Origin of the sequence: Enterobacter sichuanensis, assembly GCF_002939185.1 — a bacterium.
Lineage (GTDB): Bacteria > Pseudomonadota > Gammaproteobacteria > Enterobacterales > Enterobacteriaceae > Enterobacter > Enterobacter sichuanensis.
Genome location: NZ_POVL01000003.1, coordinates 168,206 through 182,996, shown reverse-complemented (window position 1 = coordinate 182,996; position 14,791 = coordinate 168,206). Strand labels below are relative to the sequence as shown.

14 protein-coding genes are annotated in these 14,791 nt (G+C 54.0%); 6 read left to right on the top strand and 8 right to left on the bottom strand.

Going from position 1 to position 14,791, the window contains the following annotated elements:
- Window positions 1-206 precede the first annotated feature (206 nt).
- Window positions 207-1,502: an MFS transporter gene (locus tag C5687_RS02980; RefSeq protein ID WP_104556384.1), complete on the top strand. Its 1,296-nt coding sequence runs from the start codon at window positions 207-209 to the stop codon at window positions 1,500-1,502.
- Here the strand turns inward: C5687_RS02980 and C5687_RS02975 are convergent.
- The 5 genes from C5687_RS02975 to trxC form a co-directional block, all read right to left on the bottom strand.
- A complete protein-coding gene (locus C5687_RS02975; protein ID WP_025757621.1) occupies window positions 1,499-1,822 on the bottom strand; it encodes a YfiM family lipoprotein in 324 nt (107 codons plus the stop codon). The two genes, C5687_RS02980 and C5687_RS02975, sit on opposite strands and share 4 nt — an antisense overlap.
- A 44-nt stretch (window positions 1,823-1,866) precedes the next feature.
- Window positions 1,867-3,222: a CDP-diacylglycerol--serine O-phosphatidyltransferase gene (gene pssA, locus C5687_RS02970; RefSeq protein ID WP_025757622.1), complete on the bottom strand. Its 1,356-nt coding sequence runs from the start codon at window positions 3,220-3,222 to the stop codon at window positions 1,867-1,869.
- Between the two features lie 110 nt (window positions 3,223-3,332).
- Entirely contained in the window at window positions 3,333-5,996 is a 2,664-nt protein-coding gene (locus tag C5687_RS02965; RefSeq protein ID WP_104556383.1) for a bifunctional acetate--CoA ligase family protein/GNAT family N-acetyltransferase, read from the bottom strand.
- Window positions 5,997-6,031: 35 nt separating this feature from the next.
- Window positions 6,032-6,730 (bottom strand): tRNA-uridine aminocarboxypropyltransferase, encoded by a 699-nt coding sequence (gene tapT / locus C5687_RS02960; RefSeq protein WP_104556382.1) that lies wholly within the window; start codon window positions 6,728-6,730, stop codon window positions 6,032-6,034.
- 69 nt (window positions 6,731-6,799) lie between these two features.
- Window positions 6,800-7,219, bottom strand: a complete 420-nt coding sequence (gene trxC / locus C5687_RS02955) for a thioredoxin TrxC (RefSeq protein WP_104556381.1) — start codon at window positions 7,217-7,219, stop codon at window positions 6,800-6,802.
- A 204-nt stretch (window positions 7,220-7,423) separates the two neighbouring features.
- Between trxC and C5687_RS02945 the strand changes: the two genes are divergently transcribed.
- A complete protein-coding gene (locus C5687_RS02945; protein ID WP_025757629.1) occupies window positions 7,424-8,509 on the top strand; it encodes a tRNA/rRNA methyltransferase in 1,086 nt (361 codons plus the stop codon).
- Between the two features lie 39 nt (window positions 8,510-8,548).
- Here the strand turns inward: C5687_RS02945 and ung are convergent, their stop codons facing one another.
- Window positions 8,549-9,238 (bottom strand): uracil-DNA glycosylase, encoded by a 690-nt coding sequence (gene ung, locus C5687_RS02940; protein WP_059386024.1) that lies wholly within the window; start codon window positions 9,236-9,238, stop codon window positions 8,549-8,551.
- A gap of 313 nt (window positions 9,239-9,551) precedes the next feature.
- Here ung and grcA point away from each other — a divergent pair, with 313 nt between their 5' ends.
- The gene (gene grcA, locus C5687_RS02935) at window positions 9,552-9,935 is read left to right on the top strand and encodes an autonomous glycyl radical cofactor GrcA (RefSeq protein ID WP_008502190.1); all 384 of its coding nucleotides are present in this window, start codon (window positions 9,552-9,554) and stop codon (window positions 9,933-9,935) included.
- Between the two features lie 48 nt (window positions 9,936-9,983).
- On the opposite strand, the gene srmB is transcribed toward grcA, so the two are convergent.
- Complete coding sequence (gene srmB, locus C5687_RS02930; protein WP_047959258.1) at window positions 9,984-11,312, bottom strand: ATP-dependent RNA helicase SrmB; 1,329 nt, start codon at window positions 11,310-11,312, stop codon at window positions 9,984-9,986.
- A gap of 132 nt (window positions 11,313-11,444) precedes the next feature.
- Between srmB and trmN the strand changes: the two genes are divergently transcribed.
- Complete coding sequence (gene trmN / locus C5687_RS02925) at window positions 11,445-12,182, top strand: tRNA(1)(Val) (adenine(37)-N(6))-methyltransferase TrmN (RefSeq protein WP_104556380.1); 738 nt, start codon at window positions 11,445-11,447, stop codon at window positions 12,180-12,182.
- On the opposite strand, the gene nadB is transcribed toward trmN, so the two are convergent.
- Window positions 12,167-13,786 carry an L-aspartate oxidase gene (gene nadB, locus C5687_RS02920; protein ID WP_104556379.1) on the bottom strand — a complete coding sequence of 540 codons (1,620 nt, stop codon included), beginning with the start codon at window positions 13,784-13,786 and terminating at the stop codon, window positions 12,167-12,169. The two genes, trmN and nadB, sit on opposite strands and share 16 nt — an antisense overlap.
- Before the next feature lie 343 nt (window positions 13,787-14,129).
- Between nadB and rseD the strand changes: the two genes are divergently transcribed.
- Both rseD and rpoE read left to right on the top strand, forming a co-directional pair.
- Window positions 14,130-14,213, top strand: a complete 84-nt coding sequence (rseD, locus tag C5687_RS25315; protein ID WP_141237592.1) for a rpoE leader peptide RseD — start codon at window positions 14,130-14,132, stop codon at window positions 14,211-14,213.
- Window positions 14,210-14,785, top strand: a complete 576-nt coding sequence (gene rpoE / locus C5687_RS02915; RefSeq protein WP_006176728.1) for an RNA polymerase sigma factor RpoE — start codon at window positions 14,210-14,212, stop codon at window positions 14,783-14,785. The genes rseD and rpoE overlap by 4 nt, the downstream gene beginning before the upstream one ends.
- Window positions 14,786-14,791: the final 6 nt, after the last annotated feature.

The window sequence follows — 14,791 nt, the reverse complement described above, 5'->3', positions numbered from 1 at the left end:
TTTAGAAAAACCCCGTACCGTAAGGTGCGGGGTTTTTTGCTTTGTGTTTTTACTGCTCTGGCCTTTCTCTTAATCCCTTATCCTGCTAATGGAATGTGTGATCTTTGTCTCAATGTTATTTATAACAAAATTATAACATTTCATTTACGAGGTAATTGAGTTTCAGGACTCAATACGCCGTAGTCTATGGCAGGAGCATAATCACAATGACAGAAAGCATTACATCAAACGGGACGCTGGCTAACAGTGATACCCGAAGAAGGGTATGGGCCATCGTCAGCGCCTCTTCAGGGAACCTGGTTGAATGGTTCGACTTTTACGTCTACTCATTCTGTTCACTCTATTTCGCTCATATATTCTTCCCATCCGGCAACACCACTACACAACTCCTACAAACAGCGGGTGTATTTGCTGCAGGATTCTTAATGCGACCCATTGGTGGCTGGTTGTTCGGCCGCATTGCGGATCGTCAGGGGCGTAAGGCCTCCATGCTGATTTCGGTCTGTATGATGTGTTTTGGCTCTCTGGTGATTGCCTGCTTACCGGGCTATGAATCGATTGGTACCTGGGCACCGGCGCTACTTTTACTGGCCCGCTTATTTCAGGGGTTATCAGTGGGGGGCGAATACGGTACCAGTGCGACCTACATGAGTGAGATTGCACTGGAAGGACGGAAAGGCTTTTACGCCTCATTCCAGTATGTCACGCTGATTGGCGGTCAACTGCTGGCCATTCTTGTGGTGGTGATCCTGCAGCAGATCCTGACGGATGAACAGCTTCACACCTGGGGCTGGCGGATCCCGTTCGCAATGGGAGCCGCGCTGGCGATCGTTGCACTTTGGCTACGCCGTCAGTTAGATGAAACTTCTCAGAAAGAGGTCAGAACGCTGAAGGAAGCGGGAACGTTTAAAGGATTATGGCGTAACCGCAAAGCTTTCCTTATGGTGCTAGGCTTTACTGCAGGGGGCTCTCTCAGTTTTTACACGTTTACTACCTATATGCAAAAGTACCTGGTGAACACCACCGGGATGCACGCCAACGTTGCCAGCGTTGTCATGACTGTAGCGCTGTTTGTCTTTATGCTCATACAACCAATCATCGGGGCGCTCTCGGACAAAATTGGCCGACGAACGTCAATGCTTGTTTTTGGTGGATTATCGGCGCTCTGTACCGTTCCTGTTTTGACGGCCCTTCAGCACGTCTCCTCGCCCTATGCCGCATTTACGCTGGTTATGCTGGCGCTGGTGATTGTCAGTTTCTACACCTCGATCAGCGGGATACTGAAAGCCGAAATGTTCCCGGCGCAGGTACGTGCTTTAGGGGTAGGGCTCTCTTATGCGGTCGCCAACGCGTTGTTTGGCGGATCGGCGGAGTATGTTGCGTTGTCTTTTAAATCATGGGGAAGCGAAACGACATTCTTCTGGTACGTAACGGGAATGGGGGCGCTGGCCTTTATTGTCTCTCTGATGTTGCATCGCAAAGGGAAAGGCATTCGACTTTAATAGTGTGCCATCTGCCACACGGCATAGCCGGTCGTTGCGCCAGCGACGTCCCAGGCGAAATCTTTCCAGCTCCAGCCGCTCCCAGCGGGGCGGCTATCCCACAGCTCTTTTGACGCCCCAAGACCGATGGAGAACATCAGCCCAATCGTCGCGCTCCGATCCCGGCTGTATCCCTGATGTTGCGCATACTCATTACCGGCGGCGGACAGCATAGCGGAAGCGAGAAAATGTTGTGCTTTATCCTGTCCGGACCAGTTATCGTTGGCCATATGGCTACAGCCACTCAGTAAGATCACGCTCAGCAACAGAGGAATACGCATCAACGGGCTCCATAAAAAAGCCCTGCGATGGCAGGGCCTGGATATTACAGAATACGGCTGATAAGTCGGTCGATACGGATTCGACGTAAGCGGCGAATAAGCTTGCGAACTTTCACCGGATAATCGGCAATACTCTGCAGTTCGCGGTAGTGATTCACCACGGTTGTATGCGTGCGAATCAGTTCCAGCTCACGTTCACGCTTTGCGGCTAACTCATGCTGAGGGTCATGGATCAGGATAGCGTTTTCCAGATCCAGTCGCCACGCGCGTGGGTTCAGGTTGTTACCTGTCAGCAGCATCCACTCATCGTCTACCCACATGCCTTTCAGATGGTAACTGTTGTCTTCATCTTTCCAGAGACGCACAACCAGTTGGTCGGTATTAACGTAGTATTGTAAACGGCTCAGGAAACGGCGCAGGTTAATCTCATAGAGATAAGGCAGCGCACCGATAATTTTGAACGGTTGATCTTCAGGAATGAAGAAGTCGTTTGCGGTTTTATCACCGACGATGATTTCCACTTTTTTGCCGTCGCGCAGTAGCTGAATGATATTGCGCACCAGCACGGCAGGAAGGTTGAAGTACGGCGTACAAATGGTGAGTTTCTGCTCCGCGCACGGCATCAGATGGAAGATCGTTTTGTTCAGCTGGCTGGATTTACCGAGCCCGACCAGCGGGGTAACGGATAACTCTTCGTTGTTTGCATCACCCTGGAAATGATAGACCGCATCACGCAGCTCCTGACGGAAGGCGCGAACATCATTTTTGATCTCCGGGCTTTTAGGACGCTCAGGATCGTCAAGACGATTAACGCCACGGCCATGGACCAGATTTTTATCAACCCAGTTGAACATGATATCGGCCATCTGCGGATTGCGAATCAGATGGTAACGGTCGTAGCGATACTTATCGAGCTGATGCAGGTAAACATCATTCAGACTGGCGCCGCTGTAAAGCACGCTATCATCGATGATAAAGCCCTTGAAATGAAGGACGCCGAGCGCCTCACGGGTATTGACTGGCACGCCATAAACAGGCACATCAACGCCAGGATTTTCCTGCGCCGTGCGGCAATACCAGTCAGCATTGGTGTTTGAAGCGGCAGCGCCGATACGGCCTCGCTGAGCGCGATGCCAGTCCACCAGCACGCGAACATCCAGCTCTGGACGCTGACGTTTGGCTTCATAAAGTGCGTTCAGGATCGCACGCCCGCCTTCATCTTGTTCAAGATACAGCGCCACAATGCAAATGCGTCGCGTGGCACTGGCAATCTTTTCCAGAAGCGTCTCCCGAAAATGCGCGGGAGCGTAAAAGAACTCTACATCATCAACTGACTGAGAAATCTTCGGTAGTTGAGCAAGGTGTTGTTGATGTTTATTACGCTTAAATTTTGACAACATCACAGTGCGTTTCTTCTCTGTTCATTGAAGGGTTGTTTGTACCATGCAAACAACATAAGCGGACAATGATACCACCAGTCCCGTCCAAAGTGGGTAACATTTCCAGTAGCTTACTCGTGTTTGTCTGCTGATGTCAGGCTCAGGGACAGGGCAACAATACCTTCGTCCAGCTGAATATCAACATCAAATCCAAGTTTTCGCGCCAGGGTCACCATACCGCGATTGTTAGGCATAGTAATGCCATTGAGACGTAACAATCCGTGATCTCGCGTATAACTGATGAGTTTTTCCAGCAGCCGTCTTCCCAGCCCCAGACCTTTGAGGTCGGAGCGTACCAGTACAGCAAACTCTGCATCAACGTTATCCGGGTCAGAAATAGCACGCGTAACGCCGAGGATCTCATCCCCCTTATCAGAGCGACGAACGGCCACAAACGCCATTTCTCGATCGTAGTCGATCTGGGTCATATTGGCTAAATCATCGTGGGTAAATTCGTTGATTTCGCTAAAATAGCGATAATAAAGATCCTCTTTCGTGACCTGAGAGATAAAGGCCCGCAGCTGGGGTTCATCTTCCGGAAGAATAGGACGGAACAGCGAACGTTCTCCATTTTTCATCTCTACCCACTCCTCCAGTTGCAGAGGATATGGACGGATTGCCAGACGGCTCTCGCTGTCTCCTTCAAATGGCGCGATATCCAGCGTCACGTCCAGCGCCGTGAACTCATTGCCGGAGGCAAGGAGCGGATGGATATCCAGCCGCTGGATCTCGGCGCAATCTACAATCAGGTTAGACACCTGGACCAGGAACTGACTTAACCCGGCAATATCGAGCGGACGCAGCGCACTCCGGCCACGGATCTTTTTGCTTTTAATTGCCTGAATGATCAAATAGCGCGCCAGATTCATGTTCAGCGGCGGTAATGCCACCACGGCTTGCTCTTCCGGACGCCACTCAACGCCGCCTTCTCCCAACATGATCAGTGGGCCAAACACGGGGTCGTGTTCAACCACGACCCGCAATTCCTGGGCCCCTGCGCGATTAGCCATGCTTTGCACCAGCAGCCCGTGGATCCTTGCCTGTGGCCAGGCCATTTTGACCCGATCGAAAATGGCATCTGCAGCCTGCTGCACCTCTGTCGCCGTGCGCAGGTATAACATAACCCCCTGAACATCAGACTTATGCGGAATATCCGGGGAGCGCAGCTTCAGGGCCACCGGATAGCCTATCTGCTCGGCAATGTGTACTGCCTCAGCGCTGTCGCTGGCGATCCAGGTCGGCAGGGTTTGCATGCCGTAACTGCCCAGAATGGGCTGGACTTCATGCGTATCAAGCGACGTCGCCCCCTCTTCGATAGCCTGCTGCAACAGGCGGTGAACGTCGACGGTATTCGCCGTCAGATTACCGGGTAGCGCCGGCGTTTCACGCAGCTGTTTCTGGTTGCGGCGATATTCCACCATGTGCATAAACGCGGTGATAGTGCCTTCCGGTGTACGGTAGGTTGGCAGCCCGGCTTCGCTGAACAAGCGTCGCGCCTCCTGAGAGGAAAACTCGCCGCACCAGTTGGTGAGCAGGGTGACATATTTGCCTCGCGGATGAGTACGCACGGCATCAATAAGCGCCCTCGCGCTTTCACTGCCCGGTGCGACCGCGCTGGGGGAGTGGATAATCATCAGCGCATCGAAATCCTGGCTGTCCAGCAAAATGGAGATAGCGCTGATATAGCGCTCGCTGCTGGCGTCATCGCGCAAATCAAGCGGGTTGCCGGGCGTCACGCTGGTCGGCAGCGCGTCTCTCAGGCGCCGCAGCGTCTCTTCACTCAGGGTTGCCAGCTTGCCGAAGCGGCGCCACAGTTCATCCAGCGCGAGGGCGGCAGGCGCGGCGCCGTTACTGACTATCATTAACTTCTCGCCGCGCAGCGGGCGCATATGGCTTAACGTTTCAACGGCGGAAAAAAGCTCGTGCGTATCCTGTACCCGCAGCAAACCCGCGCGTTGAATGGCTGCATCCCAGGCGGGATCCATACCGGAATGGGAATGCAGCAGACGCTGGGCCGCAGGGCTGCGACCGCTTTTGATCACCAGGATCGGCTTATTGCGCGACGCACTTCGCGAAGCCGATACAAAGCGACGGGCGTCGCTAAGGTGCTCAAGATAAAGCAGGATCGCACTGGTTTTGCTGTCTCGTGCGAGAAAATCCAGCAGTTCATCAACGTCGATATCCAGGCTATCGCCCAGGGCAATGAAGTAGGAAAATCCCATTTCACGCTGCTGCGCCCAGTCGAGAATGGTGTTTGATACCGCAGCCGACTGCGAAATAAACGCGAGCTTGCCTTTGCGGATCGGTACCGGAGAGAAGCTGGCATTCAGCCCCTGCCAGGGAGCGAGCAGACCCAGACTGTTTGGCCCAAGAATGCGCATCTGATAGCGGCTGGCGCAGGCCAGAAGTTCGCTTTTTTGCTCAGGGGGAGACGAGAGAATAATGCAGGTTTTACATCCCTTCTTGCCGAGTGATTCCAGCAGTTCCGGATTTCGCTTCGCATTGGTACAGAGTACGGCAAGATCGGGCACGAAAGGCAGGCTTTGCACATCGGGCCAGGCCAGTACGCCCTGAACCGCTTTATAAGCCGGCGTGACGGGCATGACGGGGCCATTAAATCCACCGGCCAGCAGGTTACGCATCATCAGATAGCCTGCACGATCCGGTTTCATTGATGCGCCGATGACGGCAATGGATTTAGGACGAAGTAGCGCTTCTAACCCTCGCTGGCTCATGCAGGCCTCCTGTGAATGCAAGCGACCTGATGATTTTAAACGCTTTCTGGCTCTGTTGCTGTGACACTGCCCTTATGAACGGTTTTTCCCGCCAGATAGCGCTCCCGGAAACGTGAGAAATGGTTGCCCAGGGCACCTGCCGCCGCGGTATCTCCCGCTAAATCCAGAAGCGCTATGGCCACTTCGGCGGTGCAGTATTGCCCGTCAGCATGCGCTTCACGCAGCCGATAGGCGGAGACGCGGGAAAGATCGACAGAAATCACCGGCAGGGCGTCGAGGTAAGGGCTCTTGCGAAACATTTTCCGCGCTTCGGTCCAAGTGCCGTCGAGCATAATAAACAGCGGCGGTTTCCCGGATGGTGGTACCGAAAGCACCTGGCGATCGGCCCCTGCATAAGAGGCGGGAAAAACGACCATCGGCTGATAGTCCGGGCTTGCCACCAGGTCGAGCAGGGCCTGAGGGGGTTCCGTGCGGGACCACTGAAACGCAGCGGTATCCGGCAGAATATCGGCGATCAGACGTCCCGTATTGCTGGGTTTCATCGGCTCAGTATCGAACATGACCAGACAAAAACGACTCTCTGCCGTATCCGGGACCAGCGTCTCACACAGACAAACCTTCAGCGGTAACAGGCAGCGCTGACAGCGACGAATACGATTGCCGCGGGCAAGAAAGGGGCGAGTCGCGCGGGCAAGGCGCTCGGCGCGTAATTGAAGAACAGCGTTATTTGTCATGGGCGAAATGGAGGAAAAACCCTATTTTCGCAGAGGCGGGAACGGGGCACAAGATGTGCCCCGTGAATGTTACAGTGATTCGTTAAGCCAGCTATCAAACGGGGCTTTTGGAACCGCACCGTTGAGCATGTCGACCACTTCACCCTTTTTGAAGATCATAAAGGTCGGAATGCTGCGGATCTGAAAACGCGCGCTAAGCTCACGCTCCGCCTCAGTATTGACCTTAACAAAGCGCATTTTACCGCTGCGCTCTTCGGCGACATCTTCAAAGATCGGCGCGAAGTTTCGGCACGGGCCGCACCATGGTGCCCAGAAATCGACCACCACAGGAAGATCGTCCTTGAGGAGTTTGTCCAGCGTAGCACCCGTCGCGTTAATGACATCGCCATCAAACAATTCATGGCCACAACGTCCGCATTTCGCACCATCTTCGATCCGATCGTCCGGAATGCGATTAAGAGCCTGACAGTTGGCACATACGGTATTCATAACTAACCTCTGATAGAGCCGTGGGACAGCGGCAGTGCGCCGATTATGTTTCCAATATGTTACATATTATCAATGAGCCTGTTTGAAACAACAATGCGTTTTATTCAATGAGAACAATAGTCACAGGCTTTTGTACGAAATTATGGCTATGCGCTGGCACATCGGGTAATCTGCGCGCTTCGCGCAGCGCTGGTGGAGAAAAGCATGAACGACGAAATGAAAAACAAAAGCGGCAAGGTCAAAGTGATGTATGTCCGCAGTGATGATGACTCTGATAAACGCACCCAAAATCCGCGTACCGGAAAAGGTGGCGGGCGTCCGGCGTCTTCTCGTGCAGACGGTGGCCGTCGCCCCGCCCGCGATGACAGAAACAACCGCGGTGATGACCGCAAACGTGATGATCGTAAACGTGACGATCGCAAACGCGATGACTTCTCACGTGATAACGCCTCCCCGTGGCGCACCGTTTCGCGCGCGCCGGGTGACGAGACGCCAGAAAAAGCCGATCACGGCGGTATCAGCGGTAAAAGCTTTATCGACCCGGAAGTGCTGCGTCGTCAGCGTGCGGAAGAGACCCGCGTATATGGCGAGAACGCCTGCCAGGCGCTGTTCCAGAGCCGTCCTGAGTGTATCGTCCGCGCCTGGTTTATCCAGAGCGTAACCCCGCGCTTTAAAGAAGCGCTGCGCTGGATGGCTGCAAACCGTAAAGCTTACCACGTGGTTGATGATGCCGAACTGACCAAAGCGTCAGGAACCGAGCACCACGGCGGCGTTTGCTTCCTGATCAAAAAACGTAACGGCACAACCGTTCAGCAGTGGGTCAGCCAGGCGGATGCCGATGACTGCGTGCTGGCGCTGGAAGATGTCGGCAACCCGCACAACCTGGGCGCAATGATGCGCAGTTGCGCGCACTTTGGCGTGAAAGGCGTGCTGCTGCAGGATGCTGCGCTGCTGGAATCCGGCGCCGCGATCCGTACTGCCGAAGGCGGAGCCGAGCACGTTCAGCCGATCACCGGCGACAGCGTTCTGGATGCCCTGGAGCAGTTCCGTAAAGCGGGCTATTCCATTGTCACAACGTCGAGCCATGCCGGTACGCCGCTGTTTAAAGCGACGCTGCCGCGCAAGATGGTTCTGGTGCTGGGTCAGGAGCGCGATGGTCTGTCTGACGCGGCGCTCTCCAGTGCGGATCTGAGCGTTTCTATCGACGGGACAGGTAATGTGGAAAGTCTGAACGTGTCCGTTGCGACCGGCGTACTGCTGGCCGAATGGTGGCGTCAGAATAAGGCATAAGCCTCTTATGTGCCGGGTCAGCCCCGGCACATTCAAACCTTACTCGCTTTCTGCCGGCAACACAGGCATCCAGTCAATCGGCGTTTCGCCACGTTTTTCCAGCCATTCATTCGCCAGAACAAAATGATTACTGCCAAAGAAGCCGCGATGTGCAGACAGCGGTGACGGATGCGGTGCTTTCAGGACATGATGACGCTGACGGTCGATGATCGCCCCTTTCTTCTGCGCATGCGATCCCCAAAGTAAAAATACCACCCCTTCACGATGCTCATTAATAAGGCTGATGACTTTATCGGTGAACGTTTCCCAGCCCAGGCTGGCGTGCGAGTGCGCCTGGCCCGCCCGTACGGTGAGCACGGTGTTTAATAACAGCACGCCCTGGCGCGCCCAGCTTTCCAGGTAACCGTGAGTGGGACGGGTAAACCCGGGCACGGTTCCCTCAAGCTCTTTATACATATTGAGCAGAGAAGGAGGGATAGCCACGCCCGGACGTACGGAAAACGCCAGCCCGTGCGCCTGGCCCGGACCATGGTAAGGATCCTGGCCAAGGATAACGACTTTAACATCGCTCAGCTCGGTATAGCGAAACGCGTTGAAAACATCCTTCTGCGGAGGATAAATCGTCTGGCCAGACTGTCGCTCTGCCGCAACGGTACTGAGGGTGTTAATAAAGTAGGGTTTCTGTTTCTCTTCTGCCAGCACATCGTGCCATGTCAACGGGGTGGTCATCTCGCTCTCCTGCGGATCTCATTCTGCGTCTAGCTTAACCGTTATAGTCGCGGGTGCAAAATCAGAGGCGGAAATAGGCGTAAGTTACTCAATTTGTGTTGAAATTATGCGTTATAAGTTGAATTGGTAAGATCGTAAAATTGATCTGGAACAATAAAATCAGACCACACTCTTTATGTGGTTGGTGTTTTTGTTGATTTAAATCAATAAATCACCGGGGTGTGAATGATATATATACACACAAGAAACAATGGTTTTACCAATTGGCCGCGCGAGGCCGGCATCAGTTAATGTAGCCTAAGGGAGGCAACACATGATTACAGGTATCCAGATTACTAAAGCTGCAAATGACGATCTGCTCAACTCTTTCTGGCTGCTGGACAGTGAGAAAAACGAAGCGCGCTGTGTCGTCGCGAAAGCAGGTTTTGCTGAAGACGAAATCGTGCCAGTGAGCAAACTGGGCGAGATCGAGTACCGTGAAATCCCAATGGAAGTGAAACCGGAAGTGCGCGTGGAAGGTGGTCAACACCTGAACGTTAACGTGCTGCGCCGCGAAACGCTGATGGACGCGGTTGAGCATCCGGAGAAGTATCCACAGCTGACCATTCGCGTGTCCGGCTATGCTGTGCGTTTTAACTCTCTCACCCCAGAGCAGCAGCGCGACGTTATCGCGCGTACCTTTACTGAAAGCCTGTAATGGCTTCAGGCTGGGTGGAATAAAAAAGCCGGGATTCCCGGCTTTTTTTTACTCTTCTGTTTTTGGCTCTGTCGCGGCAGAGCTTGGCTTACGGCGCTTACCAATATTTTTGGTATCGCGGTGGCGCTGTTTCACGCGCGGCTTCTCTTTTTCTTTCTCTTTTCGCTCAGCACGTTTCGCGAGTGCTTTCTTGGACGGTTTACCCGTCATCTTCTCACTCGGCGCACGTGTGGTCGGGCGGAGTTCGTCGATGACGCGCGCTTTCAGCGGCTCATCAACATAGCGGCCAATTTTCTTCAGCAGCAGGTAGTCATGTGCCTCGACCAGTGAAATCGCAATACCTTTGCGACCCGCGCGGCCGGTACGACCAATACGGTGCAGATAGGTATCTCCGCTGCGCGGCATATCGAAGTTAATGACGTGGCTGACGTCCGGGATGTCGATCCCGCGTGCGGCAACGTCGGTAGCAACCAGCACGTTAACACGGCCATCGGTCAGACGCTTAATGCCTTCAGTACGCTTGATCTGCGCCATCTCGCCTTCAAGATAGCAGTTGTTGATGCCGGCATTACGCAGCATTTCAGCCAGCTCGTGTACACGCTCGCGCTTACGCACGAATACGATGGTACGGGTAGCTTCTTCCTGCTTCAGCAGATGCTTAAGCAACGCCACCTTGTGCTCAAGATTGTCTGCGCGGTAGTACCACTGGTGGATCTTCTTACGCTCGCGTGTGGACGGCGTGGCAGACACTTCAACCGGATCATCCAGCAGACGCTCTGCAAAATCATTAATTGCTTCCCCTTCGAGGGTGGCAGAGAACAGCATCGTCTGGTTACGCCAGCGCGTCTCACCGGCAATGTGCTCGATATCCTGGGCAAAGCCCATGTCCAGCATGCGGTCGGCTTCATCCAGAATCAGCGTTTCAACCGCGCGGCAGTCGAAGTTCTCTTCTTTGATGTACTGCAGCAGACGGCCCGTCGTCGCCACGACGATGTCCTGGTTTTCGCTGAACACTTCGGCGTGGTTCATGTACGCAACGCCGCCGGTGATGGTAGCAATATCCAGATGCGTATTCGCCGCGAGTTCACGCGCGTGATCGGCAACCTGCATAGCCAGTTCGCGCGTAGGCGTCAGGATTAAAATACGCGGCGGGCCAGATTTTTTACGTGGAAAATCGAGCAGATGCTGCAACACAGGCAGCAAATAGGCTGCTGTCTTCCCCGTGCCGGTTGGCGCAGAACCGAGCACATCGCGGCCCTCAAGCGCAGGCGGAATGGCCGCTGCCTGAATGGCGGTCGGGCGTGTAAAGCCTTTGCTCTCAAGGGCATTGAGCAGGCTTTCATCGAGTTCAAGTTCGGAAAAAGTCGTTACAGTCATGTTCTACCTCTGTGTGGGGCGCTGATTATAGACGTTACGGCTGTAATCTTCATCTGTTTGTATGGATATCGCTTTCCGGCCACTTCGCTTTCCCCTATGCTACTCCAGTTTCACTTAGAAGGTTGCCCTGACATGTCTCAACTCAAAGCGCAGCTGCGCCGCGATGGCTTTACGTTTAAACAATTTTTTGTCGCTCACGATCGCTGTGCCATGAAGGTCGGTACAGACGGTATTTTACTGGGAGCGTGGGCGCCTGTCGCAGGCGTTAAGCGTATTCTTGATATCGGTACCGGCAGCGGGCTGGTGGCGTTGATGCTGGCGCAACGTACTGAAAAGCATGTCACCATTGACGCCGTCGAACTGGATGCGCAGGCAGCAGAGCAGGCGAGTGAAAATGTGGCTGAATCCCCGTGGGCGGCCCGAATGAGAGTGGAGTGCGCGGATGTGCTGGCCTGGGCGCCTGAACAGACCGCACGATACGATTTGATCGTCAGTAATCCTCCGTACTACGAGCCCGGCGTTGAGTGCGGTACGCCTGAGCGTGAGCAGGCGCGTTATACCCATTCCCTCGATCATAAAGCCCTGCTCATCAGTGCGGCAGAACTCATCTCTGAAGACGGTTTTTTCTGTGTGGTGCTGCCGGAAAGCACGGGCAACACATTTATTGGTATCGCCCAGGAGATCGGCTGGACGTTACGTCTGCGTACCGATATTTCGGACACGGAAGGTCGGCTGCCGCACCGCGTGCTGCTGGCGCTCTCGCCGAAAGAGGGGGAGTGCTTTAATGATCGAATGGTGATCCGTGGGCCAGACCAGCGGTATTCCGAAGATTACACTGCCCTGACCCAGGCGTTTTATCTGTTTATGTAAACCTGCGGGGCGAGTATTGACGGTCCGGACTCCGCAAGCTGATCCGGATAGTCCAGGGTATAGTGCAAGCCGCGGCTCTCTTTTCGCATCATCGCGCAGCGAACGATCAGCTCGGCAACCTGTACCAGGTTACGCAGCTCCAGCAAATTGTTGGAGACACGGAAATTGGCATAGTATTCATCAATTTCCTGCTGCAGCATGGTGATGCGGCGTAACGCGCGTTCCAGGCGTTTTGTGGTGCGCACAATGCCGACGTAATCCCACATAAACAGCCGTAGTTCATGCCAGTTATGCTGGATCACGACCAGCTCGTCCGGGTTTTCCACACGGCTTTCATCCCAGGCCGGTAAGTGCTCTGTCTCACGGGCATAAGGCATACGTTTCGTGATGTCTTCTGCGGCAGACCAGCCATACACCAGACACTCCAGCAGCGAGTTAGAGGCCATGCGGTTCGCGCCGTGAAGGCCGGTATAACTCACCTCACCGATAGCATACAGGCCATCCACATCGGTACGACCATGATCGTCAACCATTACGCCACCGCAGGTATAGTGGGCGGCTGGGACAATGGGGACCGGATCGCGGGTTAAATCAATGCCCAGACCGAGCAGTTTTTCGTAAATCATCGGGAAATGCTGACGAATAAATTCTGCAGGCTTGTGACTGATATCGAGATACATGCAGTCCACGCCAAGACGTTTCATCTCATGGTCAATGGCGCGAGCGACGATATCGCGGGGGGCCAGTTCGCCCCGGGCGTCAAAGTCCGGCATAAAGCGGGTGCCGTCAGGGCGTTTCAGGTAAGCCCCTTCACCGCGCAGGGCTTCCGTCAGCAGGAAGTTGCGTGCCTGCGGGTGAAACAGGGCGGTCGGGTGAAACTGGTTAAACTCGAGGTTCGCTACGCGACAACCGGCACGCCAGGCCATAGCGATCCCATCTCCGGAGGCAATGTCCGGATTAGTGGTGTACTGATACACCTTGGAAGCCCCCCCCGTCGCCAGCACGACGGCTTTCGCCTGACAGGTTTCCACCTTCTCTTTATTCCGGTTCCAGACCCAGGCACCCACCACGCGACGCGTGCCGGGCAGGCCAATTTTGTCGGAGATAATAAGGTCAACGGCATTATTTCGCTCAAGCACCCGAATATTAGGATGGTTCAGCGCTTTACTGACCAGCGTGGTCTCTACCTCTTTTCCGGTGGCATCCGCTGCGTGCAGGATGCGGCGGTGGCTATGGCCGCCTTCGCGGGTCAGGTGGTAGCTCTCTTCACCGTTGGGTTGGACCTGCGTATCGAATAACACGCCCTGGTCGATGAGCCACTGAACGCAATGACGGGCATTGCTGGCGACAAACTCTGCGGCGTGCGCATCCACGATCCCGGCCCCGGCGATCAGCGTATCGTCGACGTGGGATGCAATGCTGTCTGTTTCATCAAACACGGCGGCAATGCCACCCTGGGCGTAAAACGTGGAACCTTCACTGATCGGCCCTTTACTCAGAACGATTACGTTCTGGTGCTCGGCCAGGCGCAGCGCCAGAGAGAGCCCGGCAGCGCCGCTGCCGATGATCAATACATCACAATGGAGTTCGGGTGTTGTGTTCATGATTGTTGTTTAATTTACTAAACAGTGTTGAGTCAGAATAGCACCCGCGTGCGATATATCGCACGTTTTTTTTAAAGGTTGTTGCAATGGCTAAACGAGTAAGCCGAGGTAAACGGAGGGTAAATGAGTGAAATTATTTTGCGAAGCAGATCGTTAGCGTCAGATTTTGTGGTGAAATAAAGACTGTGTTGCGTTACTCTTCTGGCGGGAAAAAGATGTTTCTTGTCAGAAAGTGGTGCGTATCGTGAACAGACTTATAATGAGAGAAAATGACCAGTCTGCGGCGCGATGAACAAAAACAAAGGCGTTACGGAACTTATTGAAGAACAGACACTCTAATTCGGTGCTTGCTCAAAGTGCAGTGTTTTTAGAGTGGCGTTTCGCTAACGCGTGGAATTTAGGTTTGGGGAGACATTACCTCGGATGAGCGAGCAGTTAACGGACCAGGTCCTGGTTGAACGGGTCCAGAAGGGAGATCAGAAAGCCTTTAACTTACTGGTGGTGCGCTACCAGCATAAGGTGGCGAGCCTGGTTTCCCGCTATGTACCGTCAGGCGATGTGCCTGATGTGGTGCAAGAGTCTTTTATTAAGGCCTATCGCGCGCTGGATTCTTTCCGGGGAGATAGTGCTTTTTACACCTGGCTGTACCGTATTGCGGTCAATACGGCAAAGAACTATCTGGTCGCTCAGGGTCGTCGTCCGCCATCAAGTGATGTGGACGCTATCGACGCCGAAAACTTCGAAAGTGGCGGCGCACTGAAAGAAATTTCGAACCCTGAGAACTTAATGTTGTCAGAAGAACTGAGACAAATCGTTTTTCGCACGATCGAGTCGCTCCCGGAAGATTTACGCATGGCAATTACGTTACGGGAGCTGGATGGTCTGAGCTATGAAGAGATAGCCGCTATCATGGATTGTCCGGTCGGCACGGTACGTTCACGAATTTTCCGTGCGCGAGAAGCCATTGATAATAAAGTTCAACCGCTTATCAGGCGTTGACGATAG

Excerpts from the sequence above, each read along its gene's own strand:
- ung (WP_059386024.1), bottom strand. The coding sequence starts at position 9,238 with ATGACCACCCCGTTGACATGGCACGATGTGCTGGCAGAAGAGAAACAG.
- C5687_RS02975 (WP_025757621.1), bottom strand. The coding sequence starts at position 1,822 with ATGCGTATTCCTCTGTTGCTGAGCGTGATCTTACTGAGTGGCTGTAGC.
- rpoE (WP_006176728.1), top strand. The coding sequence starts at position 14,210 with ATGAGCGAGCAGTTAACGGACCAGGTCCTGGTTGAACGGGTCCAGAAG.
- srmB (WP_047959258.1), bottom strand. The coding sequence starts at position 11,312 with ATGACTGTAACGACTTTTTCCGAACTTGAACTCGATGAAAGCCTGCTC.
- tapT (WP_104556382.1), bottom strand. The coding sequence starts at position 6,730 with ATGACAAATAACGCTGTTCTTCAATTACGCGCCGAGCGCCTTGCCCGC.
- nadB (WP_104556379.1), bottom strand. The coding sequence starts at position 13,786 with ATGAACACAACACCCGAACTCCATTGTGATGTATTGATCATCGGCAGC.
- C5687_RS02945 (WP_025757629.1), top strand. The coding sequence starts at position 7,424 with ATGAACGACGAAATGAAAAACAAAAGCGGCAAGGTCAAAGTGATGTAT.
- trmN (WP_104556380.1), top strand. The coding sequence starts at position 11,445 with ATGTCTCAACTCAAAGCGCAGCTGCGCCGCGATGGCTTTACGTTTAAA.
- C5687_RS02965 (WP_104556383.1), bottom strand. The coding sequence starts at position 5,996 with ATGAGCCAGCGAGGGTTAGAAGCGCTACTTCGTCCTAAATCCATTGCC.
- pssA (WP_025757622.1), bottom strand. The coding sequence starts at position 3,222 with ATGTTGTCAAAATTTAAGCGTAATAAACATCAACAACACCTTGCTCAA.
- trxC (WP_104556381.1), bottom strand. The coding sequence starts at position 7,219 with ATGAATACCGTATGTGCCAACTGTCAGGCTCTTAATCGCATTCCGGAC.
- C5687_RS02980 (WP_104556384.1), top strand. The coding sequence starts at position 207 with ATGACAGAAAGCATTACATCAAACGGGACGCTGGCTAACAGTGATACC.
- grcA (WP_008502190.1), top strand. The coding sequence starts at position 9,552 with ATGATTACAGGTATCCAGATTACTAAAGCTGCAAATGACGATCTGCTC.